The sequence below is a fragment of the Acinetobacter sp. YH12131 genome, assembly GCF_013418635.1.
Classification (GTDB): domain Bacteria; phylum Pseudomonadota; class Gammaproteobacteria; order Pseudomonadales; family Moraxellaceae; genus Acinetobacter; species Acinetobacter towneri.
The window spans coordinates 32,872-58,563 of the sequence record NZ_VPBQ01000001.1; the positions used below are offsets into that span (position 1 = coordinate 32,872).

At 42.4% G+C, this 25,692-nt stretch carries 26 protein-coding genes and 1 pseudogene; 11 read left to right on the plus strand and 16 right to left on the minus strand.

Going from position 1 to position 25,692, the window contains the following annotated elements; translation table 11 throughout:
• Positions 1 to 2: 2 nt before the first annotated feature.
• Complete coding sequence (gene bioC, locus FTU66_RS00155; protein WP_179988531.1) at positions 3 to 812, plus strand: malonyl-ACP O-methyltransferase BioC; 810 nt, start codon at positions 3 to 5, stop codon at positions 810 to 812.
• Positions 809 to 1,459, plus strand: coding sequence for a dethiobiotin synthase (bioD, locus tag FTU66_RS00160; protein WP_096902081.1), 651 nt, complete (start codon positions 809 to 811; stop codon positions 1,457 to 1,459). Before bioC ends, bioD begins: the two co-directional genes overlap by 4 nt.
• Before the next feature lie 404 nt (positions 1,460 to 1,863).
• Here bioD and rluB read toward each other — a convergent pair.
• The 6 genes and pseudogenes from rluB to FTU66_RS00190 all read right to left on the minus strand — a co-directional run.
• Positions 1,864 to 2,784: pseudogene (rluB, locus tag FTU66_RS00165) on the minus strand (23S rRNA pseudouridine(2605) synthase RluB); the annotation flags it as partial.
• A gap of 41 nt (positions 2,785 to 2,825) precedes the next feature.
• Entirely contained in the window at positions 2,826 to 3,419 is a 594-nt protein-coding gene (scpB, locus tag FTU66_RS00170; RefSeq protein WP_004972340.1) for an SMC-Scp complex subunit ScpB, read from the minus strand.
• Complete coding sequence (locus tag FTU66_RS00175) at positions 3,416 to 4,210, minus strand: ScpA family protein (protein ID WP_096902076.1); 795 nt, start codon at positions 4,208 to 4,210, stop codon at positions 3,416 to 3,418. Before FTU66_RS00175 ends, scpB begins: the two co-directional genes overlap by 4 nt.
• A 227-nt stretch (positions 4,211 to 4,437) precedes the next feature.
• Complete coding sequence (locus tag FTU66_RS00180; protein ID WP_096902074.1) at positions 4,438 to 4,710, minus strand: hypothetical protein; 273 nt, start codon at positions 4,708 to 4,710, stop codon at positions 4,438 to 4,440.
• Between the two features lie 68 nt (positions 4,711 to 4,778).
• Positions 4,779 to 5,396 carry an L-threonylcarbamoyladenylate synthase gene (locus FTU66_RS00185; RefSeq protein ID WP_004972336.1) on the minus strand — a complete coding sequence of 206 codons (618 nt, stop codon included), beginning with the start codon at positions 5,394 to 5,396 and terminating at the stop codon, positions 4,779 to 4,781.
• A 91-nt stretch (positions 5,397 to 5,487) separates the two neighbouring features.
• On the minus strand, positions 5,488 to 6,150 hold the full coding sequence (locus FTU66_RS00190) for an elongation factor P hydroxylase (RefSeq protein ID WP_180064422.1): 663 nt from the start codon (positions 6,148 to 6,150) through the stop codon (positions 5,488 to 5,490).
• Between the two features lie 98 nt (positions 6,151 to 6,248).
• On the opposite strand from FTU66_RS00190, the gene FTU66_RS00195 reads away from it, so the two are divergent.
• From FTU66_RS00195 to lysM, 6 genes are all read left to right on the plus strand, one after another.
• Positions 6,249 to 6,806 (plus strand): DUF177 domain-containing protein, encoded by a 558-nt coding sequence (locus FTU66_RS00195; protein ID WP_019837738.1) that lies wholly within the window; start codon positions 6,249 to 6,251, stop codon positions 6,804 to 6,806.
• A gap of 76 nt (positions 6,807 to 6,882) precedes the next feature.
• Complete coding sequence (rpmF, locus tag FTU66_RS00200) at positions 6,883 to 7,065, plus strand: 50S ribosomal protein L32 (protein WP_004972331.1); 183 nt, start codon at positions 6,883 to 6,885, stop codon at positions 7,063 to 7,065.
• A gap of 204 nt (positions 7,066 to 7,269) precedes the next feature.
• Positions 7,270 to 8,256, plus strand: coding sequence for an ACP S-malonyltransferase (gene fabD, locus FTU66_RS00205; RefSeq protein ID WP_178319279.1), 987 nt, complete (start codon positions 7,270 to 7,272; stop codon positions 8,254 to 8,256).
• Positions 8,253 to 8,987, plus strand: coding sequence for a 3-oxoacyl-ACP reductase FabG (fabG, locus tag FTU66_RS00210; protein WP_019837736.1), 735 nt, complete (start codon positions 8,253 to 8,255; stop codon positions 8,985 to 8,987). Before fabD ends, fabG begins: the two co-directional genes overlap by 4 nt.
• Positions 8,988 to 9,070: 83 nt before the next feature.
• Positions 9,071 to 9,307 carry an acyl carrier protein gene (gene acpP, locus FTU66_RS00215; protein WP_001279871.1) on the plus strand — a complete coding sequence of 79 codons (237 nt, stop codon included), beginning with the start codon at positions 9,071 to 9,073 and terminating at the stop codon, positions 9,305 to 9,307.
• A 246-nt stretch (positions 9,308 to 9,553) separates the two neighbouring features.
• The gene (lysM, locus tag FTU66_RS00220) at positions 9,554 to 10,027 is read left to right on the plus strand and encodes a peptidoglycan-binding protein LysM (RefSeq protein WP_168418821.1); all 474 of its coding nucleotides are present in this window, start codon (positions 9,554 to 9,556) and stop codon (positions 10,025 to 10,027) included.
• A gap of 558 nt (positions 10,028 to 10,585) precedes the next feature.
• Here the strand turns inward: lysM and FTU66_RS00230 are convergent.
• The 5 genes from FTU66_RS00230 to FTU66_RS00245 form a co-directional block, all read right to left on the minus strand.
• On the minus strand, positions 10,586 to 11,077 hold the full coding sequence (locus FTU66_RS00230) for a pyridoxamine 5'-phosphate oxidase family protein (protein WP_104853115.1): 492 nt from the start codon (positions 11,075 to 11,077) through the stop codon (positions 10,586 to 10,588).
• 286 nt (positions 11,078 to 11,363) lie between these two features.
• The gene (locus FTU66_RS00235) at positions 11,364 to 12,647 is read right to left on the minus strand and encodes a ribonucleotide-diphosphate reductase subunit beta (RefSeq protein WP_178319240.1); all 1,284 of its coding nucleotides are present in this window, start codon (positions 12,645 to 12,647) and stop codon (positions 11,364 to 11,366) included.
• Positions 12,648 to 12,786: 139 nt separating this feature from the next.
• The gene (locus FTU66_RS13755) at positions 12,787 to 12,921 is read right to left on the minus strand and encodes a hypothetical protein (protein WP_004972322.1); all 135 of its coding nucleotides are present in this window, start codon (positions 12,919 to 12,921) and stop codon (positions 12,787 to 12,789) included.
• Positions 12,922 to 12,983: 62 nt separating this feature from the next.
• On the minus strand, positions 12,984 to 13,178 hold the full coding sequence (locus FTU66_RS00240) for a hypothetical protein (RefSeq protein ID WP_179988535.1): 195 nt from the start codon (positions 13,176 to 13,178) through the stop codon (positions 12,984 to 12,986).
• 88 nt (positions 13,179 to 13,266) lie between these two features.
• Positions 13,267 to 16,089 (minus strand): ribonucleoside-diphosphate reductase subunit alpha, encoded by a 2,823-nt coding sequence (locus FTU66_RS00245; protein ID WP_180112139.1) that lies wholly within the window; start codon positions 16,087 to 16,089, stop codon positions 13,267 to 13,269.
• A gap of 587 nt (positions 16,090 to 16,676) precedes the next feature.
• Between FTU66_RS00245 and bfmR the strand changes: the two genes are divergently transcribed.
• On the plus strand, positions 16,677 to 17,393 hold the full coding sequence (gene bfmR, locus FTU66_RS00250) for a response regulator transcription factor BfmR (RefSeq protein ID WP_070152993.1): 717 nt from the start codon (positions 16,677 to 16,679) through the stop codon (positions 17,391 to 17,393).
• A gap of 62 nt (positions 17,394 to 17,455) precedes the next feature.
• A complete protein-coding gene (gene bfmS, locus FTU66_RS00255) occupies positions 17,456 to 19,123 on the plus strand; it encodes a sensor histidine kinase BfmS (protein WP_373684812.1) in 1,668 nt (555 codons plus the stop codon).
• A 103-nt stretch (positions 19,124 to 19,226) separates the two neighbouring features.
• Here the strand turns inward: bfmS and putP are convergent, their stop codons facing one another.
• The 5 genes from putP to FTU66_RS00280 form a co-directional block, all read right to left on the minus strand.
• Entirely contained in the window at positions 19,227 to 20,717 is a 1,491-nt protein-coding gene (gene putP, locus FTU66_RS00260; RefSeq protein WP_180112140.1) for a sodium/proline symporter PutP, read from the minus strand.
• A 221-nt stretch (positions 20,718 to 20,938) separates the two neighbouring features.
• Positions 20,939 to 21,796 (minus strand): SPFH domain-containing protein, encoded by an 858-nt coding sequence (locus FTU66_RS00265; RefSeq protein ID WP_004972306.1) that lies wholly within the window; start codon positions 21,794 to 21,796, stop codon positions 20,939 to 20,941.
• Between the two features lies 1 nt (position 21,797).
• Entirely contained in the window at positions 21,798 to 22,283 is a 486-nt protein-coding gene (locus FTU66_RS00270) for an NfeD family protein (RefSeq protein ID WP_096902094.1), read from the minus strand.
• 130 nt (positions 22,284 to 22,413) lie between these two features.
• Positions 22,414 to 23,331: a patatin-like phospholipase family protein gene (locus tag FTU66_RS00275; RefSeq protein WP_096902052.1), complete on the minus strand. Its 918-nt coding sequence runs from the start codon at positions 23,329 to 23,331 to the stop codon at positions 22,414 to 22,416.
• 62 nt (positions 23,332 to 23,393) lie between these two features.
• Positions 23,394 to 24,047: a 1-acyl-sn-glycerol-3-phosphate acyltransferase gene (locus FTU66_RS00280; RefSeq protein WP_004972299.1), complete on the minus strand. Its 654-nt coding sequence runs from the start codon at positions 24,045 to 24,047 to the stop codon at positions 23,394 to 23,396.
• Between the two features lie 227 nt (positions 24,048 to 24,274).
• Between FTU66_RS00280 and FTU66_RS00285 the strand changes: the two genes are divergently transcribed.
• On the plus strand, positions 24,275 to 25,558 hold the full coding sequence (locus FTU66_RS00285) for an MFS transporter (RefSeq protein WP_179996290.1): 1,284 nt from the start codon (positions 24,275 to 24,277) through the stop codon (positions 25,556 to 25,558).
• Positions 25,559 to 25,692: the final 134 nt, after the last annotated feature.

The window sequence follows — 25,692 nt, forward strand, 5'->3', positions numbered from 1 at the left end:
GTATGCGTATAGATAAGGCACAAGTGGCACAGCGTTTTGCCCGCGCTCATCAGAGTTATAAAACGCATGCCGTGGTACAGCAGCAAATTTGTCAGCAGTTAATGGCAAAAATGCAGCAATATATTGTGCAGCAAAAGTTGTCAGATCAACCTCAGCCTTGCTTTGAAAACGTCTTGGAAATCGGCTGTGGTTCAGGGAATTTAACCGACTTGCTACTGCGTGAATTTCAAATTCAACAGCTGACTTTAAATGATTTATATGCCGAAGTGTTGCATGCGTATCTGCATCATCCTCAAACAACTAGTACGCAAATACATGGCTTAATTGGCGATATAGAACAGCTCGATTTTCCGCAGTCTTTGGATTTAATTTGTTCGAGTTCGGCTTTGCAATGGGTGGAAGATTTTGGAGCATTATTGCGCAAGGCGAATCAAGCGTTAAAGCCGCAAGGGTATTTGTGCTTTTCGACGTTTGGCCCTCAAAACTTGACTGAAATTAAGCAATTAACAGGTCAAGGCTTACATTATTTGAGTATGGATGCGTTACAACAACAGCTTAAACAGCAGGGCTTTGAAGTATTACACTGTTCAGAGCAGCTTGAATCATTAAGTTTTGAACATCCCAAACAGATTTTGCAGCATTTAAAAGCCACAGGTGTCACGGGTACAGCACAAGGGCAGCGTTGGAACAAAACGACTTTAACCGAATTTTATCGGGGCTATGAACAGTTTAGTCAGCAGCATAGCTCACAGCAAAAAAGTTATACGCTCACGTATCATCCTATTTATTGTCTTGCACGGAGAATGCCATGACAGCTCAAGTCTATTTTGTGAGTGGTATTGATACAGGGATTGGCAAAACCTATGCCACGGGTTATTTAGCCAAGACCATGAATGAACAGGGTATTCAGACCATTACCCAAAAACTGATTCAAACAGGCAATCAAGACGTTTCAGAAGATATTGAGCAGCATCGTAAAATTATGGGCAGTGAATGGTTGCCTGAAGATGATGACAAGCTCACCATGCCTGAAATTTTTAGTTATCCTGCTTCACCGCATTTGGCTACACAAATTGATGGTCGTGAGATTGATTTTGCTAAAATTGAGGCTGCAACTGCGCAATTGGCGGCAAAGTATGATGCGGTATTATTGGAAGGTGCAGGCGGGCTCATGGTGCCGCTGACCACAGACCTACTCACCATCGACTATATTGAGCAAAAACAATATCCTGTTATTTTGGTGAGTTCTGGGCGTTTGGGCAGTATTAACCACACTTTGCTCAGTTTGGAAGCTTTAAAAACACGTGGTTTGAATTTACATGCATTGGCATATAATTTGAACGATGAATCACAAGACCCTTTAATTTCGCAGGATACTGCCAAATATTTAAAAAATTATTTGTCAAAAAGCTTTCCAAAAGCACAGTGGATTGAAATTCCTGTATTGCCAAATATTTAATTTTTATTATTTTTTGTCCAACAAATTTGCCCAATAAAAAAGCCACACATGAACGTGTGGCTTTTTATCAATTTGGCGTATTTCAGCTTTTAGAATTTTTTAAAGCTTTTATTGCCAAACGGTTTGCGTGGTGCATTTTCGTCACGACGTTCACGGTTGCCGTAGCTGTTGCCATCCTGACGTGGTTCACGGTTGCTGTAGCTGTTACCATCCTGACGTGGTTCGCGGTTGCCATAGCTGTTACCGTCTTGGCGACGCTCACGGTTGCCATAGCTATTGCCGTCTTGGCGACGTTCACGATTGCCATAGCTGTTACCATCTTGACGACGCTCACGGTTGCCGTAACTGTTACCGTCTTGGCGTGGTTCGCGGTTGCCGTAACTGTTACCGTCTTGGCGTGGTTCGCGGTTGCCGTAACTGTTACCGTCCTGACGACGTTCACGCGGTGCAAAACCTGTGTTTTGTGCAGCTTCTTCGGTGTCACGACGTTGCTGACGCAAGAAACCACCACGACGAGCCGCCAATGGTTTTTCCTGCATACGCTCATTGCGACGTTTTGCCATGCCGTACAAACCTGTGCCTTGACGTGGTTTTAACTCAACCGCTTTGGCAAGGTTATCGATGTCATTTTTATCCAATTCCATCCAGCGACCTGTACGTAATTCACGCGGTAAAATTACCGTGCCGTAACGGGTACGCAATAGACGGCTGACTTTCAGACCTTGTGATTCAAAAATACGACGAACTTCGCGGTTACGACCTTCTTTTACCACCACTTGATACCAGCGGTTAATACCATCACCGCCAATTTCAGAGAAAGATTCAAACTTGGCAGGGCCATCATCTAGCACTACGCCGCGCAGCATGTTGTTTTTCAGTTGTGGTGTCACTTCACCCATCACACGAACTGCATATTCACGTTCAATTTCGTTCGATGGGTGCATTAAACGGTTGGCTAATTCACCATCGTTGGTGAATAGCAATAAACCTGTCGAGTTAATATCTAGACGACCAACCATTACCCAACGATCATTGGCAATTGCAGGTAGGTTATCAAATACAGTTGGGCGCTGTTCTGGGTCGTTGCGTGAGCAAATTTCGCCTTCTGGTTTGTAATAAATCAGAACACGACGACGAATTTCATCTTCAATTTGGAACTGAACTTTACGACCATCGATGCGAAGCTCATCACCTGGTTCGATACGTTCACCCACTTGGGCAACTTGGCCGTTGACACTCACACGACCAGCGGCAATGACTTCTTCCATATAACGGCGAGAACCCAAGCCTACTCGTGCGAGTACCTTTTGCAACTTTTCACTCATGACAGCATAACCTTAGAAATGATCATCAACAGTTTACCTATTCAAGACACAGACGCAGATGCATCGAGTGCCATGAAAGCTTCCTTGGCATCCTGTAGGGGAGGCAATTGACTTAAGGAATTCAAGCCAAACGCATTTAAAAATTGAGGCGTTGTAACCAACAACGCAGGTCTTCCTGGGAGTTCTCGGAAACCTGATTCTTTAATCCAGTTCCAATCAAACAATGTACGTAAAATTTGACTATTGTTTGATACTCCGCGAATTTGTTCAATATCTGCTCGGGTCACAGGTTGGTGGTAGGCAATCACCGCCAGTATTTCTAGCAGTGAGGGCGAAAGTCGGGTCGGACGTTCAGGCCACACCTGTGTAATAATTGTACGATACTTTGCCCGCACCTGAAAACGGAAACCTTGTGCGGTTTCGATCAGTTCAATTGAGCGACCATGTTGTAACATGGCCAATTGTTGTAAAAACTGGCGCAATTGCGCTTTGCTGTATTTGTCCTGAAAAGCTTCTTTCAGACGCGCTAAAGACACAGCACTGTCACTGGCAAAAATAATTGCTTCGAGTTGCATCAGCACTTCATGCTGTTGTTCGCCTTCAGACAAGCTCGAAATTATGGGTTCTGGATTCATGCCTGTGCTCCTTGAATGCTCAATGGTGCTTCAATCCCACTGCTGATAATGCATACTTTTTGCTGGCGGGTCAGTTCTAAAATCGCCATAAAGGTCACCACCATGCCCATGCGTCCCTGACTTGGTTTAAGCAACGCATCAAAACTCAGCACTTCACCCGATGCAAGTTTGGCTTCAATAAATGCAATCCGTTCTTCAAGTAAAACAGGTTCTTGCAAAATTTGATGGGTGACAGGTTCAGGACGATTAAAAATGCAGAACAAGGCATCACGTAATTGATCGGCTGCATAGCCAACATTATTGACTGCGGTATGCCCTAAGCTAACATTGGTAGCAAAGGTATCGCGTTCCAAAACAGGCATTTGCCCCAAGCGTTCAGCCGCTTGCTTAACTCTTAAATAGGTTTCTAAACGGTCAATCAGCTCTTGTTTTGGGTCTTTTTCAATACTGCTGATACTGGCAGGTTTAGGCAATAACAGGCGAGATTTTAAATCGGCCAGTAATGCCGCCATCACCATATAATCGGCAGTTAGTTCAATATTTAGTGATTTCATGGCATCCATATAGGACAAATATTGCGATGCAATCGGGGCAATATCTAACTGGAGTAAATCGAAGCCATTTTTTTGAATCAAGTAAATTAAAAAGTCGAGTGGTCCTTCGAAATGCTCTAACAGAATTTCAAATGCTGCAGGAGGAATATACAAATCCTCAGGAATCGACTCTTGCCACTCATCTAACACACGAATGTGTTGGGCAGGTTCCATCGCATTGTGGAGGGATTGATTCATTACAGTGTTGGGCCACGCGAATTTTCAAAAGCATGCAAATGCTATTTCCGCTTCAGATAAGAAGGAGATGGAGAAATAGCTCAGAATTAATAGCGGCTAGTCTAAAGGATATCGTGATTGAAATAAATCTGTTCTACGACCAAATATCAAAAAAAGCCTAAAATAAATCGGGATTGAGGGAGATTTAAGGCAAGTTGTAAAAATTATCTCATTCAATCTTTAAGTATTTATTTCTGTTTATTCTGTAATGCGTATTCAATCATTGCCATGCAGCTGTCTTGCAGGCAAAGATTACGGCTTTCTGATTGTGCCAAAAGTGCTTTGCATAATGCTGCATCTAAAAAATAAGTATAAGTAGCGGGAGGTTCAGGCATTGTTGCTGTGAATGCAGTTTTGGAACATACGATTGCATCGGACTCTAATGTCCAAGGATGTTGCACATAAATGTGCATCTCATCCGAGAACTGCTGCAAATTTAACAATACCTGAAATAAAGTCATCGGTTTAATTCATGCAAGCAAGGCTTTTAAACTGCCGTGCTGTCAATCACTTTGAAGGTAGTGAATGCTTATTCAAAAGCACTCACATCTCCCACACCACGACGCACAATTTGCGGGTTGTCGCCCGATAAATCAATAATACTGGTGGTGCTAAGTGTGCCTAAGCCACCATCAATCAGTACATCAATACGTTTGTTGAGTTGTAGATCAATCTCGTATGGATCATCTAAAGGGTCTTCTTGCCCCGGCAAAATCAGGGTGCTGGTCAGTAAAGGTTCGCCTAATTCTTTAAGCAGCATGCGACAAATGGGGTTGCTTGGAATACGCAAACCAATGGTTTTTTTATTGGGATGCATCAAGCGACGCGGAACTTCACTGGTCGCAGGTAAAATAAATGTGGTGACCGCAGGCGTATTGTTTTTCAGCAGACGATACATGGCATTGTCCACTTTGGCGTAGGTGGCAATATCCGATAAATCGGCACAAATAATGGCGTATTGGTGTTTTGCGCCTAAACCACGAATTTGTGAAATGCGCTCCATCGCGTTTTTATTACCAATTTGGCAACCAATCGCATAAGCAGCATCGGTTGGATAGACCACCACATCGCCTGCGCGTATGCGTTCAACCGCTTGGCTGATTAGACGCGGCTGTGGATTTTCAGGATGTACTCTTAAATGCAACATATGAATTCCTCAGTAGCGTAAATGTGACGTTAGGCTCATTATGAAAGGGGATTGATGTCACTTGCAATCATTGCCTTGTGCTTTATTACATTTAATCCAAATTTTTTCGTTCAAACTCTGCAATTTGTAATGTTTTGCCACCTCGGGTGCAGTAACAAATACATTCAATAAAGCGTTTTGCATCGCGTGGTAATTTGGCTTCTCCGTTAAAATAACGCTGCACTTGGGCAAAGACATTGTCTTTAAATGTGCGGCCATCTCCACCTTCACCGGTCAGGTTATCTAAAGATACACGGAATTTTCGTCCAAACGCTTGAGCAAACAGCCATTCAATGGCTTGAGGTTTAATTTCAACCTGTTCAAATAAGGCTTGTTGTTCCTGAGTACGACCATCGGGAGCATACCAATAGCCTAAGTCTGGCAGTAAACGTCGTTGTTCGCCTGCGATGCTCCAATGGCTAATTTCATGTAAAGCGCTATTAAAGAAACCATGTGCAAATTGAATGCGTGCAGGCTGTGTTGCCGTGGCAGGAAAGTACTCAGGTTCAAAATCACCTTTGACCAAGTTCACATTTAGGTGGGAAAACCAGTGATTAAAGTGTAAGATGAGCCAGTCCACCTGTTCCGTTTCTGTATTGAGTTTTGCCCAGTCCGAGAGTTGCACTTGGGGGTGCGAAGTGTCAGAATTGGTGGTTGGAAGTGTGCTCTCAAGTGATGAAAAATTCACTTCTGTTTGCGGCTGCAACAGATGCATGACTGTGTTACCCAAAATTGGTCTGTCTAAATAAGTACAAAATTGTATCTTAATCTTTGACAGAGTACTGATGAATTTGTAGAATTGCCGCCTTAATTATGTCAGCAAATACCTTTCCGGCACAGATTGAGCCGTTTAAATGGGCTGAACAGGGCTTTACATGGTCAGGTAACCTGCCATCGTATCGCTTTGCTCGTATCGCCCGTGAAGCTGTTGGATCAATTGATGATCAATTGGTTAACATAGACTGTAAGCTATCAATGGATGCGTATCATCGCATTGTATGGCTAGATGGTCATATTGAAACGAAAGTTCCAATGGAATGCCAGCGCTGCTTGGGTTCTGTAGAAATAGACCTCGTTTTAGATTTTCATCTAGCTCTTGTGGATGATGAGTCACTGATAGAGCGCTTGGATGAGGATGCTGATTTCATTGTATTAGGTGAAAGTGAAGCCACCACCAAAGGCGATTATGATTCGCCTGCGACGGCTAATTTACTGTCACTTATAGAAGATGAATTGTTATTGTTGTTGCCTTTATCTCCTAAGCATGACGCTTGCGAGCATAAGCATCAACCTGCCATTCAGAACATTGCCGAAGAAAAACGTGATAATCCGTTTGATGTTTTGGCAAGTTTGAAAGGTAAACTTAACTGAAAATTATGTTATAATTTTTAGTTAAGACAACTCAATTTGTTCTGATCCATTTTTTCGATCTTTGTAAGGAGCCATCATGGCCGTTCAGCAAAACCGTAAAAGTCGCTCTCGCCGTGACATGCGCCGTTCACATGACGCTTTAACCGAGAATGCATTAACTGTAGACCAAGCTACTGGTGAAACTCATCGTCGTCACCACGTAACTAAAGATGGTTTCTACCGTGGTCGTCAATTATTCGCTAAAGCAGATGCTGAATAATTGGTGATGTATTAAGCGTCAAGCTTAGTAGAAAAAATGGGAGCGTAAGCTCCCTTTTTTTGTGCCCGATTTTTGTTGTATTTGGCAATTACTAAAAACAAAATTAAGTGTTAAATTTCCGCTCCATAACTGAGCTTACATGAGAAGGTGTGGGTTGTAGCTGCAAAAAACTACAATTTGCGCATCTTAATTAAAGGATTTTTTATGTCTGCTAAACGACTCGAGCAAGCAGCTCAAGCCACTAAAACTGCATTTGTCTTTCCTGGTCAAGGCTCACAAAAAGCCGGTATGTTGGCTGAGCTTGCAGAACAGTTTAGCGGTGTGCGCGAAACATTTGCAGAAGCCTCTGAAGCGATTGGCTTTGACTTATGGCACATTGCACAAAGTGGTGAAGGTTTAGACCAAACAGAATTTACTCAGCCTGTATTACTCACTGCAAGTATCGCTTTATGGCGTGTGTGGTTAGAGTTGGGTGGTGTTGCACCAAAATATTTGGCAGGACACTCATTGGGCGAATACAGCGCATTAGTAGCTGCAGGCAGCTTGAGCTTGGGCGATGCCGTTAAACTGGTAAACTTGCGCGGCAAATTAATGCAAAACGCTGTGCCACAAGGTCAGGGCGCAATGGCTGCCATTTTAGGCCTTGAAGATGCCAAAGTGCTTGAGCTATGTGAACAAGTGAATGTGCAAGGTCGTGGCTCGGTAGAAGCAGCCAACTACAATGCACAAGGGCAAGTGGTTATTGCAGGCGATACAACTTTAGTCGAAGCAGTAATGGCATTGGCCAAAGAAAATGGCGGTAAAGCCATTGCCCTGCCTGTATCTGTACCTTCACACTGTTCATTGATGAAACCTGCTGCCGAACAGTTTGCACAAGCTTTGGAACAAACTGCCATTGAGCTACCGCGTATTCCTGTAATACAAAATGTCAACGCTGGAATCGCGGCAGATGTTGCGCAATTAGGTCAGGCACTCACTGCGCAATTGTACCAATCGGTGCAGTGGACACAAACCATGCAATACCTACAAGATCAGGGTATTGAATATATCGTGGAATGTGGCCCAGGCAACGTATTGGCGAATCTTGCGAAGCGTTTACCGAATATCGAAAAAGCATTCCCACTCGACACACAAAGTCGTATGGAAGATGCACTAAATGCCATTTTAGTGGCAGAAGGGAAAATTGCATGACACAAGAACGTAAAGTTGCATTAGTCACAGGTGCAAGCCGAGGGATTGGGGCCGCCATCGCTCAGCAACTCATTCAAGACGGTTTTTTTGTGGTAGGTACTGCCACTTCTGAAGCGGGCGCAGAAAAATTATCGGCAAGTTTTGCAGAAAACGGTGCAGGTAAAGTTTTAGATGTTCGTGATGGTGCTGCCATTGATGCCTTAGTTTCTGACATTGAACAAAGCTATGGTTCAGTTTTGGTATTGGTCAACAATGCGGGTATCACCAAAGATAATTTGTTACTGCGTATGTCAGAAGATGATTGGGATGACATTCTCAACATTCACTTAAAGGCAGTTTACCGTTTATCTAAACGTGTCTTGAAAGGCATGACCAAAGCACGTTTTGGACGCATTATTAATATTAGTTCTGTGGTGGCACATTTTGCGAACCCAGGACAAGCCAACTATTCTGCGGCAAAAGCCGGTATTGAAGCATTCAGCCGAAGCCTTGCCAAAGAAATGGGCAGTCGTCAAATTACAGTAAACTCGGTTGCGCCGGGCTTTATTGCAACTGAAATGACAGATCAGTTAAGTGAAGAAATTCGCAAAAAAATGAGTGAGCAAGTGGCATTAAACCGTTTAGGTGATCCACAAGATATCGCAAATGCAGTGAGTTTCTTGGCTTCTGACAAAGCTGGTTACATCACTGGTACAGTGTTACACGTAAATGGTGGTTTATACATGAGCTAAGCTCAAGTATAAACTTTCAAAATTTTATAGATTCAATTAAACTAACGGCATTAAAAACGCCACAAGCAATGAGGAGAATTCCTGTGAGCGATATCGAACAACGCGTTAAACAAGCGGTTGCAGAACAACTTGGTCTTAAAGCTGAAGAAATCAAAAACGAAGCATCTTTTATGGATGACTTAGGTGCTGACTCTTTAGACTTAGTAGAGCTTGTAATGTCTTTCGAAAACGATTTTGACATCACAATCCCAGACGAAGATTCTAACGAAATCACAACAGTTCAATCAGCAATTGACTACGTAACTAAAAAACTTGGTTAATTGTTGATTTCAGCACTGCTGAAATGAAAGCCACCGCAAGGTGGCTTTTTTATGTGCTGGAGTTTTAAAATGAAACATGAAAAACGGCTTGTTTTTGAATATGTGATGCAGTTTACATTTTGTTACCAAGCTAATGTCTAATCACAACCGAAGTGGCTTATTTTTTAGTTATAAATAAATGAGAACATCGTGCTCATGCAAATGAGTGACGCTTTATAACAGCAGAAAAGAAAATAGGAGCACCTCATGGGTCTTTTTGATTTTGTAAAAGGGATTGGTAAGAAAAACACAGCACCTGCAGAGCCACAAGCTGCACCAAGCACACCGGCAGAACCTTCTGCACAAGAAATTGCCAACAAACTTTTGGGGCATGTAAAAAGCTTAGGTTTGCCAATTACAGGTTTATCGGTCAGCTATAACGCAACGACAGACTTAGCTACGGTGCGTGGACAGGTAAATAGTCAGGCAGACCGTGAAAAAATTGTTCTTGCGGTAGGTAATATTGACCACGTTGCACAAGTAGATGATCAACTCACTGTTGCAACACCAGAGCCAGAAAGCAAGTTCTACACAGTAAAATCAGGCGATACCTTATCTAAAATTTCTAAAGAGTTTTATGGGGATGCCAACCAATACAACAAAATCTTTGAAGCTAACCGTCCATTATTGAAAAATGCCGATGACATTTTCCCTGGTCAAGTGTTGCGTATTCCAGCTTAAATGTGAGCAGCCTGAATAAAAAAGGCGCGTGATGCGCCTTTCTTTATTTTGTTTATAGCATTGTTCTGTCTGTAGTTGTTCTGCTGCGGGATATTCAGGCGCAGTGGTTTGGTACTCCAATCCGTCTTCAGGCTGCATATATGACAACATGGCTTTATAAATTTGACGTCCAAACTGTAAGGCGGTGACTTGTATGGTGCTAAAACTTGGGCTGTCACGTAAAAGTTCTGTGTGATACAGAATAGGTGCGGTGGTATCGCCAGTATAGAGAAATAAGCATGCAGGCTATACAGAGACTTAGCTGTCAAGTTTGCTGCAGCCATAATACTTTGCGCCAGTAATTGCCCGCCATATACACGCGTGCCAAAGTGCGTTTGGCTTTGTCCAATAAAGTAATGTTCACTTTTTTTGTTCTAACTGTAATAAGGCCAGTAAATTTTGGGTGAGGGTCGTCATATTGAGTGGTGCTTTTTATAGATTAAAATTGGGTTTTAGGGCGTTGCGTGGCTTTTTAAGTTGCTGTTTTTATGCCAATATGTGGCTATATTGTGACCACTATTATGTTAAATGATCCATCATATTAGGGTAGCTAATCCATCTGTAGCTCTTAATTTTAAACTCTCTGACATTTGTAAAATCAGACCAAATTAATTTACTGCCCTTAGTCCATTTTAGAGATTGGATACGTCGATTAACTTTTAATTTTTCTTCTTGTGTTGCAGGTCTCAAGTCCCCAAGTTCCCCATAGAGCCTTACACCAGGATAAGAACTAAATTGACCTTGAATAAATGAAGATAACCAAAATAGCTTGCTTGAATTTACAGCACTGATGCAAATATTGTTATTTGTTTGGAGATTTTCTGCGAGTTGTTTAGAGAATGAATCGAATAGAAAGCCTGTTCCATCATCATTTAAGAAAACTGTTCCTATTGGGGTGATGTTAGGTATGCCCTCTATAGAAACACTCGCAATATTTACATGCATATTTGCTTTTTGTGCTTTAGAAAAAACATTTTTAACTAGACTCCATTTACTTAAGTCAAGATTCATTTTTATAACCCCTTATTCTATTTATTTTTAACTTACATATAATTTTAGTTCATTGATCAATAGAACTAATTTTATATTTTATAGAGTTTTTAAATTTAACATAATACAGATTTAACTCCAAAAGCTGTTGGATATTATCCTTTTTGATTTTTTAAAGTAAATAAAAAATAGAGCCATTAGGCTCTATTTTTTTATTTAACATCATCTGTCATTCAAGTTTTGCTTTCGAGTGACACGGATGTGTCGCAAATGACATAAGTTGTGTCGTTATACGCCGCGGTAATTATTACCAGCTCAATGCACCGCCAGTCTGGTAATCGGTCACACGCGTTTCAAAGAAGTTCTTCTCTTTACGCAAGTCCATCATCTCAGACATCCATTGGAACGGGTTGTTTACGCCAACAAACTGTTCAGGTAAACCGAGCTGACTTAAACGACGGTTACAGATGAATTTCAAATATTCTTCCATCATGCCTGCGTTCATACCCAATACACCACGTGGCATAGTGTCACGCGCATATTCAATTTCAAGCATCGTGCCTTCAAGAATCATTTGAATCACTTCTTGCTGGAATTCTGCCGTCCACAAGTGTGGGTTCTCAATCTTGATTTGGTTAATCATGTCGATACCAAAGTTCAAGTGCATAGATTCATCACGTAAAATGTATTGGAATTGCTCTGCAACACCATTCATTTTGTTACGACGACCCATTGACAAAATTTGGCTAAAACCGCAGTAGAAGAAAATACCTTCAAGTACACAATAGAATGCGATCAAGTTGCGTAGCAAAATTTGGTCGTTTTCTGGTGTACCTGTTTTGAAAGTAGGATCACTTAAAGATTGCGTGTACTTCAAGCCCCATGCTGCTTTACGCGCAACCGATGGTACTTCGCGGTACATATTGAAGACTTCGCCTTCATCCATACCTAAAGATTCGATGCAGTACTGGTAAGCGTGAGTGTGAATCGCTTCTTCAAAGGCTTGACGCAAAATGTACTGGCGGCATTCAGGGTTGGTAATGTGGCGATAAATTGCCAATACCAAGTTGTTAGCAACCAATGAGTCTGCGGTAGAGAAGAAACCAAGTGAACGCATTACAATGGTGCGCTCATCTTCAGTTAAGCCATTTTCAGACTTCCACAACGCGATGTCGTGGTTCATGTTGACTTCTTGCGGCATCCAGTGGTTTGCACAACCATCTAGATATTTTTGCCATGCCCACTCGTATTTGAACGGTACAAGCTGGTTTAAGTCTGCACGACAGTTGATCATGGCTTTATCATCAACCTGTACGCGCGATGCACCCATTTCCAGTTCTTCAAGACCAGGAGCAACGTCCAATTGATCTAGAGCGTTAGATGCTCTTGCCAACGGATCGGTTGAATCTGTTGTTCTACTTCTAGGGGCTGCAGCGGGTTGTGCAGCTGCCACAGTCGTCTGTGGTTGCTCTGCATGAGATACCATCTGCGTATCATGCGCTTTTTGCGGCTCGACGGGCGCAGACTTGTGTTCAGGAGCAGCCGGTTTTTGCGAATCATCTTCGAAATCGTCCCAACTTAGGATAGACATATCAATTCTCTCTTCGTTGCTTTATATCTTTTATGGACATCCAGCTACGCTGAGATGTCTTAATATACGCTTAATTTGTGAAAGCAAAATTAAGTTTTGCTCATCTTGGTCTGAAAAATGTACATTCCGACCAGTTTGCTCACGACTTATTTTGCTTTCGCTGTTGTTTTGCCGCTTGTACCCAAAAGTAAGCTATTGGTGCGTAAAACAATACTACAAAGGAAACCAGCAAGACCGCGAGTCCTAACATATAGTTGTGGGTCATGTGTGGCATGGTGATTTCCTTGGTTATTCAACTGGATTGGTTGCCCTAAGTTTTAAGACAACCAAAAAATCTTATAAATTAAAAGTTGAACTCAATAATTTTGTTACTAACTCATTCTCTAACAGAATATTAATCGCTAGCAAAAGGCTTGATGTTGCTTCTACTAAATTTGCACAACTGTTTAAAATATCAGCTAAAGCTAGTAAAAATGTAATGATTAATAAGCTCACGATAGCTCCATTTATATTGTAAGAAGCTACTTTCATGGCGATGTGCTAGTAAAAACATCTACTAGAGTCACATTATTTGCCACGTAGGTAGCTAATAATGTTTTCTGACTTCTAGTTATTTATTTTACTGACAAGCCTCACAATCAGGATTATCAATACTACATGCCATTGGCACTGGCGCTGCTTGAGCAAAATCTTCATCAACAGCTGCAGTCGCTTCTGGTGCAGGAGTTGCTACAGGCGCTGCTGTCACTGTTGCAGGTTTTACTGCGTTCAATGCGCCCGTGTTAATAGTCGATTTCTCTGCAGACGTTGCACCCAATGCACGTAGGTAATAAGTCGTTTTCAGACCACGTAACCATGCCATTTTATAAGTCAGGTCAAGTTTCTTACCGTTTGCACCTGCAATATACAAGTTCAACGATTGCGCCTGATCAATCCATTTTTGACGACGTGATGCTGCATCTACAATCCAGCGTGGCTCAACTTCAAACGCTGTCGCGAAAATTGCTTTCAATTCTTCAGGAATACGTGAAATTTTTTGTACTGAACCTTCAAAGTGTTTCAGGTCATTCACCATTACAGAATCCCACAAATCACGCGCTTTCAATGCACGAACGAGGTAAGGGTTGATTACTGTAAATTCACCAGACAAGTTCGATTTCACATATAGGTTTTGGAATGTCGGCTCAATAGACTGAGAAACGCCACAAATATTTGAAATGGTTGCAGTCGGAGCAATCGCCATCACGTTTGAGTTACGCATACCATCTTTTTGAACTTTGGCACGTAAGCTGTCCCAATCCAAACGCTGTGTACGGTCTACTTCAAACATACGTTCTGGACGTGATTTCGCCACAATGTCTAAAGAGTCAATTGGCAAGATGCCTTGATCCCACAATGAACCTTTAAATGTTTCGTAAGTACCACGCTCAACCGCCAAGTCGCTAGACGTTTGAATCGCGTAGTAGCTGATTACTTCCATAGATTCATCGGCAAATTCAACTGCAGCATCTGAACCATAAGCCAAGTTCATCTCATAAAGCGCATCTTGGAAGCCCATGATGCCCATACCTACAGGACGATGTTTCAAGTTTGAATTACGTGCTTGTGGTACAGCGTAGTAGTTAATGTCGATGACGTTGTCGAGCATACGCACTGCAGTTTTAATAGTACGTGCTAATTTTTCACGGTCTAACACACCACCTTGAACGTGTTGTACAAGGTTGATAGAACCCAAGTTACATACCGCGATTTCATCTTGGTTAGTATTGAGGGTAATTTCAGTACACAAGTTAGATGAGTGCACTACACCAACGTGTTGTTGCGGTGAACGTAAGTTACATACGTCTTTGAATGTGATCCACGGGTGACCTGTTTCAAACAGCATTGACAACATTTTGCGCCATAAGTCCTTCGCACGAAGTTTCTTATGCAGCATGTTAGTTTCTTTGGCAATGCTTTCGTAGTACGCATAACGCTCAGCAAAAGCTTCGCCCGTCAAGTCGTGCAAGTCTGGTGTTTCAGATGGCGTAAACAATGTCCATTCTGCATCTTCAAAGACACGTTGCATGAACAAGTCAGGTACCCAGTTGGCTGTGTTCATATCATGGGTACGACGACGGTCATCCCCTGTGTTTTTACGCAGCTCTAGGAATTCTTCGATGTCTAAGTGCCAAGTTTCTAAGTACGCACATACCGCACCTTTACGCTTACCACCTTGGTTGACCGCAACAGCTGTATCGTTAGCAACTTTAAGGAACGGAACAACACCTTGAGATTTACCGTTTGTTCCTTTGATGTATGAGTTCAAGGCACGTACTGGCGTCCAGTCATTGCCTAAACCACCTGCCCATTTAGACAGCATTGCGTTGTCACGCATTGCACCATAAATGTTGTAAAGGTCATCGGAAATTGTAGTTAAGTAACAGCTTGATAACTGTGGGCGTAGCGTACCTGAGTTAAACAGGGTAGGCGTAGAAGCCATGTAGTCGAAGCTAGACAATAAGTTATAGAACTCGATTGCACGTGCTTCACGGTCATCTTCATTAAGCGCCAGACCCATTGACACACGCATGAAGAACAATTGTGGAAGTTCAAAGCGTACGCCATCTGAGTGAATGAAGTAACGGTCAAATAAAGTTTGCAGACCTAAATAGGTAAACTGGTTTGAGCGCTCAGGCTGAATTGCAGCTGCAAGTTTAGCAAGGTCAAACTCAAGCAAGTCTGCAGAAAGCAAATCAAGTGCTACACCTTTTTTCAGGAAGGTTTCTAAAGCGTCGCCTTCTGGAGTGTCTACAGATAAGCCCAAGAATTCTAACCCTGTTGCCACCAAGTCATTACGCAATAAACGCGCAGTCACATAAGTATAGTTCGGCTCTTGCTCAATACGGGTACGAGTCGCCATCATCATGGTGGTTGAGATGTCAGACTCTTTTACACCGTTGTAGAGGTTTTTCACGGTTTCATCAATGATGGCATCTACATCAATGCCTTCTAAACCTTCTGCCGCTTTATTCACGGTTGCTTTTAACGCACCTAAATCTAGTGGTTTAAGCTGACCGTTTGCATCAGTCACTTGTAAAGTTGGGTGATGGTTTTCACCTGCTTGCTTACGCGCTTCTGAGCGTTGTTCACGGTAGATGACATAAGCACGAGCAACTTTTTGCTCGCCTGTACGCATGAGCGCAAGTTCAACTTGGTCTTGAATTTCTTCAATGTGAATAGTTCCGCCAGACGGTAAACGGCGGTTGAATGTGTTCAACACCATTTCAGTCAGTTGTTCGATCCGATCATGAATGCGGCTTGAATCGGCGCTTTGTTGACCTTCTACAGCCAAAAACGCTTTGCCAATTGCAACTGCAATTTTTTCAGCATCAAAAGCGGCAACATCACCAGTGCGTTTAATCACTTGTAATTGACCAGGGGTTGAGGTGATTACGCTCATGTCAGCATAGCTCCATTGTCATCTATTGTTATGTTTATGGACCATTAAACTGGGCAAAACTTAGGCCGCAGTGATTGAGGGATAAACACAAGACTTAGTGGTTTAAAATTGAATTGAACACAAGATACGGGAAAATTGAGGGTAGATCAATATTGACTTTTTTTTAAATTTTGACTTTTTCTGAATTAAAATTTATCTCAAAAATACCGAATTTTGTCCTATTGGCTATAAGCCTTATCAGACAAGGGCATAGCATAGCAAAGCTCGGAAAAACTGCTTATAGATAACCTTGTGGATAACTTGGAAAGTTAGGAGATAATTTTTCTAAATCAAGCAAGGGCTTGATCTAGTGCAAAAAATACCCATTTTGTAACTTAATATTTCTTAAATGTGCCCAAAAATCACTAAAACTAGAAAAATACTATAAATTCAATGCTTAATAAAAATACAACAAAATACTACGCAGATGTATCATTTTGGTGAACAGTATCTTGTTTACAATGTAAACGTGTGTATATTGCAAACTATATCAAGCCCTATCTCTCAGATTTTAAAAGGATAGGTTGAATCCAATAAAGGGACAGACTATGAGTCAAGAAGAAAAGTTAACAAAAATTTTAATTGTTGAAGATGATGAACGTCTTGCACGACTTACGCAGGAATACTTAATTCGTAATGGTTTAGAAGTTGGGGTAGAACCAGATGGCAACCGCGCGATTCGCCGTATTATTGCCGAGCAACCAGATCTTGTGGTGCTCGATGTGATGTTACCAGGTGCCGATGGTTTAACTATTTGCCGTGAAGTTCGTCCACATTATCACCAACCGATTTTGATGTTGACTGCACGTACCGAAGATATGGATCAGGTGCTAGGTTTGGAAATGGGTGCCGATGACTATGTTGCAAAACCTGTGCAGCCGCGCGTATTGTTGGCGCGTATTCGTGCTTTATTACGCCGTACCGACAATGTGACTGAAGATGAAGTCGCACAGCGCATTGAATTTGATGATTTAGTGATTGATAACGGTGGCCGTTCTGTGACTTTAAATGGTGAATTGGTTGATTTCACCAGCGCAGAATATGACTTATTATGGTTATTGGCTTCGAATGCAGGGCGTATTTTATCTCGTGAAGATATTTTTGAGCGTCTGCGCGGCATTGAATATGATGGTCAAGACCGTTCAATTGATGTGCGTATTTCGCGTATTCGTCCAAAAATTGGCGATGATCCTGAAAATCCAAAACGTATTAAAACGGTACGCAGTAAAGGTTATTTGTTCGTTAAAGAAACCAACGGCATGTAATACGCTTTTTTCTGAGTTTAATACCGACTCAAATATAAAATAAGTCACATAGGACGGGTTTTGTGCTTAAACACAGTATATTCTTGCGCATCTATGCAGGATTGGTGATCTTAGTTGCGGTAGTTGCCATTTTGGCTTACTTATTGGTGCAAATCATCAACTATCAGCGTGCGCAAGAATATCGTGAGTCTTTAACTGATGGTATGGCTTATATTATTAGTGAAGGGATTGCACGACAACAAAACGAACAGCAAAAGAAAGACTGGATTTCTGATGCATCGGATTTGCTAGAATTGCCCATGTATTATGTGCAGGCAGACAAAGTAGATTTGTCGCGCACAGAGCTTCGACGGATTAAAGAACGTAAAGCCGCTGTGCGCTTTAATGCCGAAAATATGATTGCCTATATTATTTTGGGCATGAAAGATGATCCCAAGCATTTTCTCTACATTAAGGTGCATAAAATTAGGGAGCGGCAGATGAGAGCGCTGCCGATTTTTGTGCTGGACTACCTGAGCTTTTATCCAGGTCAAGAGCGCGAATATCTGGAAAAAATTAAAAAGCACTTCTATTATCCCATTGAAATTGCCGATATCCGAGACATTAACCTCGACCCTGAGCAGATTAGCCGTTTGCGTCAGGACCAGAGCGTGCTGCTGTATAAAGACAGTGTCAGCATGCGTGGTACAACCATCTCGATTGTGTCACCGATGCCAAACTCCCCCTCAGAAGTTTTGGTTTTAGGGCCTGTACCGTTATTTGACTGGATGCCATTCCAGTTGGCAGCAGGCATTACCTTGCTCAGTATGTTTATGTTGAGTTTAGGGGTTTACGGTCTGATCTTGCCTATGCAGCGTAAAATTCGCCAAGTGAACTATGCCTTAGACCGTACCAAATCGGGCGATTTAAACATGCGTTTGCCTGTAGATGGCACAGATGAAATGGCAAGTTTAGCATCGAGCTATAACAGCATGTCCGACCATATTCAGCGTTTGATTGAGGCGCAGCGTGAACTGATGCGTGCTGTTTCGCATGAGCTGCGCACGCCTGTGGCACGTATCCGTTTTGGTATGGAAATGCTGGCAGAAGAAGATGATTATGAATACCGCTTACAGCAAGTCGAAATGATTGATAAAGATATCGAGGCTTTAAACACCTTGATTGATGAGATCCTGACCTATGCCAAGCTTGAACAGGGCATGCCATCTTTAGAGATTGAAAAAATTGTTTTGGTTGAAGTGCTAGAGCAGGTGGTTACGGAAACCGAAGCGCTGAAAACTCAAAAAGATATTCAGTTGCTTGCACCACCTGTAACGTTGGAAGTGGAAGCTGAACGCCGTTACCTGCACCGTGTGGTACAGAATTTGGTGGGCAATGCAGTCCGTTACTGTGAGCATAAAATTTTGATCAGTGGCGGCATTAACGAGCAAGGCATGGCCTATGTTTGTGTGGAAGATGATGGGCCAGGGATTCCTGAACAAGACCGTGCACGTGTATTTGAAGTCTTTGCCCGTTTGGATGACAGCCGTACCCGCGCTTCAGGTGGTTACGGTTTAGGATTACCTATTGTGAGCCGCATTGCTTATTGGTTTGGTGGGAAGGTTGAAGTCGATCAGAGTCCGAACTTGGGCGGTGCACGTTTTATGATGGTTTGGCCTGCCAAACGGTTTAGTAAGGCAAGAAAAAAAGCCGCAGCAGAGAAAGAAAAAACCACCGATTCATTGACTTGAATTGAGTGCACCAAAACTAATTTTAGACATAAAAAAACCAGTGCAATTCAAGGCACTGGTTTTTTTAATTGCTTTTTTATCTCTATGCAGATCAATCTACAGCTTAGTGCGATTCTTTATATTGCTGATCGGCCTGTTCAAAACGGTCTGTCACTTCATGACTTGGCGCTTTACCCAATAAACTCACCACGACAATCGCAATCCAAGAACACACAAAGCCTGGAATAATTTCATAAATACCCGTATCTGCCCAAAGGTTTTTCCAGAGAATAACCATAAGTGCGCCGACAACCATCCCCGCCAATGCACCGTTTAAAGTCATGCGTTTCCAGAATAAAGACAGAATAATCAGTGGGCCAAATGCTGCACCGAAGCCTGCCCAAGCATAAGAAACCAATCCCAAGACTTTCGATTCAGGATTACCCGCCATACAAATAGCAAGCAGTGCAATCATGAGAACCATGCCACGTCCGACCCAGACCAATTCATTTTGTGAAGCATTTTTGCGTAAGAAAGATTTGTAAAAATCTTCAGTTAAAGTACTTGAGCAGACCAAAAGTTGACAGCTTAGGGTACTCATCACAGCAGCTAAAATTGCCGCCAGTACCACACCTGCTACCCACGGGTTAAACAGAATTTTGGTAAGTTCCATAAATACTGTTTCAGGGTTGGCATTGACCACACCTGCCAGTTCAGGATGTTGTTGGAAGTAGGCGATACCAAAAAAGCCCGCAGCCACCGCACCGCCTAAACATAAGGTCATCCATGTCATGCCAATACGACGTGCATTCGGAATAGACTTGACTGAATCAACTGCCATAAAACGCACTAAAATATGTGGCTGTCCAAAATAGCCTAAGCCCCATGCCATGAGGGAAATGATCGCGACCCAGCTTAAATCTCCGACTAAATTCAGCGCCTGCGGACGAGCCGCTTCTAAAGCAAGTGTGACTTGGCTTAGGTCAGAAAAGCTGAGTAGGGTAATGATAGGGGTCAGCAAGAGCGCAAAAATCATCAAGCCAGCCTGAATGGTGTCCGTCCAGCTGACTGCCAAGAAACCACCAATAAACACATAGCTGATGGTGGCAATAGCACTAATCCACAATGCAGTGCTATAAGGCAGATCAAACATACTTTCAAATAAGCGCGCACCTGCAACCATGCCCGAAGCACAATAAATCGCAAAGAAAATTAGAATTACGCAGGCAGATACAATCCTTAAAATTTTTCTTTGATCATTAAAACGGTTAGAAAAATAATCAGGCAAAGTCAGTGCATTGTGCTGTACTTCGGTGTGTACTCGTAAACGACCTGCCACCAAAAGCCAGTTTAGCCATGCGCCAATAATCAGACCAACGGCAATCCACATTTCAGACAAACCTGAAAGATAAATGGCACCGGGTAAGCCCATCAGCAACCAGCCACTCATATCGGATGCGCCTGCAGAAAGTGCAGTGACAAAACTGCCAAGACGACGACCACCTAAAATGTAGTCCGAGAAATTTCGAGTCGCGCGATAAGCCAATAAACCAATGACAATCATGGCGACAATATAAAACAGGAAAGTAATAATGGTGGGGTTGAGTGCGCTCATACAGTATCCATTTGGGTTTTGGACAGTCGATTAAAATACAGACTGCTGCTAGACGTGAGTCACTCAATTTTGTGAGTGCAGACATCTCATCTGCGGTGCTGATTTCATCAAGAAACGCGAAATTTAACCATACATTAAAAAATATTTCAGATTTTTTTCTGAATGGGCATAAAATAGGCAGCTTGAAAGCTGCCTATCATCTTGATGTTTATCTGATTTGCTTATGGATTATTGCGACCCATAACACCACGAATGGTATTCAGGACATCTGCAGGTAAGACCACAGTTTTGGCATTGTTGGATTTCGCCATATCTTGCATGGCTTTTACATATTGCTCACCCAATAAGTACGCCACAGGAATTTCTTTATCACCCACCGCAGAGCTAACCATTTCAATAGCACGTTGAGAAGATTCTGCCAATACAACTTGCGCTTCTGCATCACGACGTGAAGCTTCCAAACGACCATCGGCTTCTAAAATAGCCGCTTGTTTTTCACCATCGGCTTTGGTTACGGTAGCACGACGCTGACGTTCTGCTGCAGCTTGTTCTTCCATAGCTGCCTGCATGGTATGCGATGGTTTAATATCCTGAATTTCTACAGTTTTAAGGGTAATTCCCCAGTCTGAAATATCATCAGAAATGGCTGCTTTGAGTTTGGCTTTGATGTGATCACGTGAAGACAAGGCATCATCCAAATCCATTTCACCCACAATAGAGCGCAATGAGGTTTGAACAAGGTTTTGAATCGCCCAAGTATAGTTTTCAATGCCATACACTGCTTTTTCAGGAGTCGTGAGGTTTATGTACGCAACCGCATTCATGAGTAGAACTGCGTTGTCACGGGTAATAACTTCCTGAGATGGAATATCTAATACAATATCTTTGGTGGTGACTTTATAGGCCACTTCATCGACATAAGGAATGACGAAGTTAAGTCCCGGTGCAAGCGTGGTGTGGTATTTACCCAGACGTTGCACAATCCACTTATAACCTTGCGGAACAATTCGCACGCCTTTAAAAATGGTAATTCCAACAAAGGCTAAAATCGCTAAAACAATAATAGATCCACCAGACATTTTAATTTCTCACTTTTTCGTTGTCATGTGCGCTGTGATGCGGCTGCACCACCAAATCATTACCCAAAATATCAATCACGCGAATACGATCTCCCACTTGCACAGGGCTTGTGGTGCGGCAGTTCCATTCGTCTGAACCAAGTACGGGCATCGGGAAACGGACTTTAATTTGATCATGTTCCAAGTTGGTTTGAATAACCATGCCAATTTGTCCAATAGTGGCTTCGCGTGACAAGCCTGCTTTGGTTTTATCGGTAGATAAGGGTTTGATAAATTTAAACCACGCCAAGGTACACAGTACCGACAAGATAATCCACATCACCAATTGGGTAGTGGTACCCATCATGGGGAACATCCAGTATAAAATACCGACCATGACTGCCCCAATGCCAAACCATAAAGCGGCAAACGCAGGCAAGACCAGTTCTGAAAGCATTAACAGAACGCCTAGTACAAACCAGTGCCAAGGTTCAAGAACGAATTCCATACATCTACTCGCGTATTTTTTACGATTGGTTAATTCTAATTGCTTAGAGAAACGCATCGACTTAAAAAGATGCGCTCTCATCACTTTAACAGATCAATAAGTTTATGAATATTAAAAAAATCACTGAATCCTAAAATTTCGGACGCGGTGCAGGTTTCAGCGCGGCAGGTGATTTTTTAAAGTTATTGATGGCTTGCAGAATTGCTTTGACCTGTAATTGTGCGGCTTTTTCACCTTCTAAAATGGTTTGGTTACTGGCTTTTAAATCTAGAGTACCAATATGTCCAACTTTAGGTTGAATCACAATATTGGCCTGCGCCAATTCCTGATTGATACTTTGCTGTCCCATAATATTTAAAGTTTGATCGAGTAAGCCCCACATGCTGACAGGTTGATTGCCTGTCGGACGTGCAGAAATATCCACTGCAATGACTAAGTCGGCACCCATCGCTTTAGCCGTCTGTACGGGAATTGGGCTGACCAAGCCGCCATCCACATATTGTGTTCCGCCAATGGTGGCAGGTACAAAAACATTCGGAATACTGCAAGAGGCACGTACGGCTTGACCAGCATTGCCTTTAATAAAGTCGGCTTTACGTCCATTATCTAAACGTGTGGCAACGGCAGCAAAACGAATTGGAAATTTTTCAATCGGTTTATTGGCTACGTGTTGATTGACAAAGTCTTGTAACTTTTGACCTGCAATAAAACCCTGACGGTTTAAGGTTAAATCACGAATGTCGGATTCTTTAAAGGTTAGGGCAATATGTTGGAGCTGATAAGGACTTTTACCACTGGCGTATAAACTGCCGACAAAGCTGCCTGCACTGGTGCCTGTGACAATTTTTGGTTTAATCCCGTGAGACTCTAAAACTTTAATGACGCCAATATGTGCAAAACCTTTAGCACCACCGCCACCCAGCGCCAGTGCAATTACAGGTTCACGTGCTTGGATAGGTGTGGTGCTTGGCGGTGTTTTTGTTGTTTTGTCGCAGCCAGCCAAAGTTAGAGCTAGTACGCCCACTAAAGAATAACGAATCAGTTGCATATCAAATCTAAATTTAGATCAAAGAATATTGCGCCCATCTGAACAAAAAATAGAAACTTTGACTAGCCCTTTTTCAAAAGCTTTTGTAACGGTTTTGCCAACCAATGTGGATTTTTAGCCGAAAACTTGCCGTGATATTGCGTATAAATTGCATCTAAATCTTGAGCATAATCGCCCGTAGGATGAAACACGCCCAAAATATGAATGGTTTTGTGTGCATAATCAAAAGAGAACATCACAATTGGGATATTGGCGCCGTAGGCAATATGGTAAAAGCCACTGCGGATATTTTCGGCTTGTTTACGTGTGCCTTCGGGCGCCATACCAATCCAGATTTTTTCTTTTTTTCGTACAATCTCAATAATATCTTGGGTATGTCCTTGAGGAGAATGGCGCACCACAGGAATTACCCCAATCCAGTTTAAAAGTGGCTTGAGTGGGGTTTCAAATAAAGTATGCTTACCAAAAATAGTAATTTGAATACCTAAACCGAGTAGGGCGGTAAAACCATGCCACGCATCAATATTTGACGTATGCGGTGAGATAATAGCAACTGCTTTGGGCAAGTTGGGAAATTCGCCCACCATTTGCCAGCCTTGCGCCAAAAAAATATTTTTAAATAAAGCACGACTGCTGGCTGTTCCACGTTGTGGAACTTGGTCGGGTAACTGTGGAAATTGCCGTGCACTGCGTGCAAAAGGATTGGTGATTTTCATGAATGCGATGTCATCCTGACGTGCGTGATTAACAACAATAAATACCCAATATCATGACGCATGAATCTAAATCTATTCAAGATATTAGACTTTCGCTTTGTCTGATTCATTGGCAAAATAGTCGAAATCTGAATGTGAAAGTGATGAAAAATAACAATCCATTATTCAAAATTTTAGTGTAGTACTGCGTTTTTTTGATCTTTTGCCCATATCTAAATTGAGATGCTATGCCCAATTTGCGCCAAACTTATTTGTTGTTATTTTCTCTGTATTGGGCGCAGGGCTTGCCTGTTGGTTTTATGACCCATGCCTTGCCTGTGATTTTACGTGCGCAAGGTGTGTCTTTGGCACATATTGGCGGTTTCGGTTTGTTAATGCTGCCATGGTCAATCAAAGTGTTTTGGGCACCTTTGGTGGATCGCTTTGGACATTCATATTTTGGGCATTATCGTAGCTGGATTTTGCCGTGCCAGTGGCTGAGTGTTTTGGTGCTGATTGGGCTGTCCTTTTTACCGATTGAGTCCTTAAATCATCCTATATATTTGTGGGTGTTTTTTGTGGCTTTGCTCGGTATGAACTTGGTCGGTGCAACCCAAGATATTGCCACCGATGGTTTGGCGGTCAATATTTTACAAGCCAAACAGCAACATTGGGGTAATACCTTTCAGGTGGTTGGTTCACGACTGGGCTTTATTGTGGGTGGTGGTGCAATTCTGTGGGCATTGGATTGGCTAGATTGGCAAAAAACTTTCTTAATTTTAGCGGGATTGGTGTTTTTAAATACCTTGCCAATTTTAATGTTTAAAGAGCCACAACATGCTGCTAAACAAGTGCTTGTTCAAGCTCAAAGTAAAATGTCATTTCACGCACGTCTTGCTGCGATTCGTGAATATCTGCGCTATTTTGTGGAAACGCCTGTACTGTACGCATGGCTATGGGTGTTACTCAGCTTTAAAATTGCCGATGGTTTGGCTGGCCCTTTATTAAAACCTTTAATGGTAGATTTAGGCTTAAGCTTTTCTCAAATTGGCATTTATGTGACCATGTTGGGAGCAATGGCCGCTTTGTTGGGTGCAGGCATCGCAGGGTTGATGCTGAAATGGTGGTCTAGAGCGCATGCCCTCATCATTTTTTCTGTGCTTAAAATTTTGAGTTTAGTGGCCTATGCTTATTTGGCTGAATTGTATGAACAGCAAGTTGATGTGGCACACTGGCTGATTTATAGCATTAATGCTGCGGAAGATTTTTGCTCTGCCATGTTACTTGTAGTGATGCTAACCTTGATTATGCAGTACAGTCGTAAACAATATGCAGGGACTGATTTTACATTTCAGGTTGCGATTATGGCGACTGTGAGCGGGGTACTTTATACCCTGAGTGGAATCTTAGGCGATGCTTTAGGCTACGCGAATTATTTACTGTTGATTTGTATTGTTGCGATTCTATGCTTTGTACTGATCTGGAAATGGGCAAAGCTTGCGAAAAGCGTTCAATCATCAGCACTTGAATAACAAGGTAGATCATCAAGACAGGATGACAGACCTAAACCACGTTAAAAAGTCATTGCGTGGAAAAAATAAAAGCGACCTTTAAAGAGTCGCTGGAGTATAAAAGGTATCCACATTAAAGCCAATACCGACCTCGT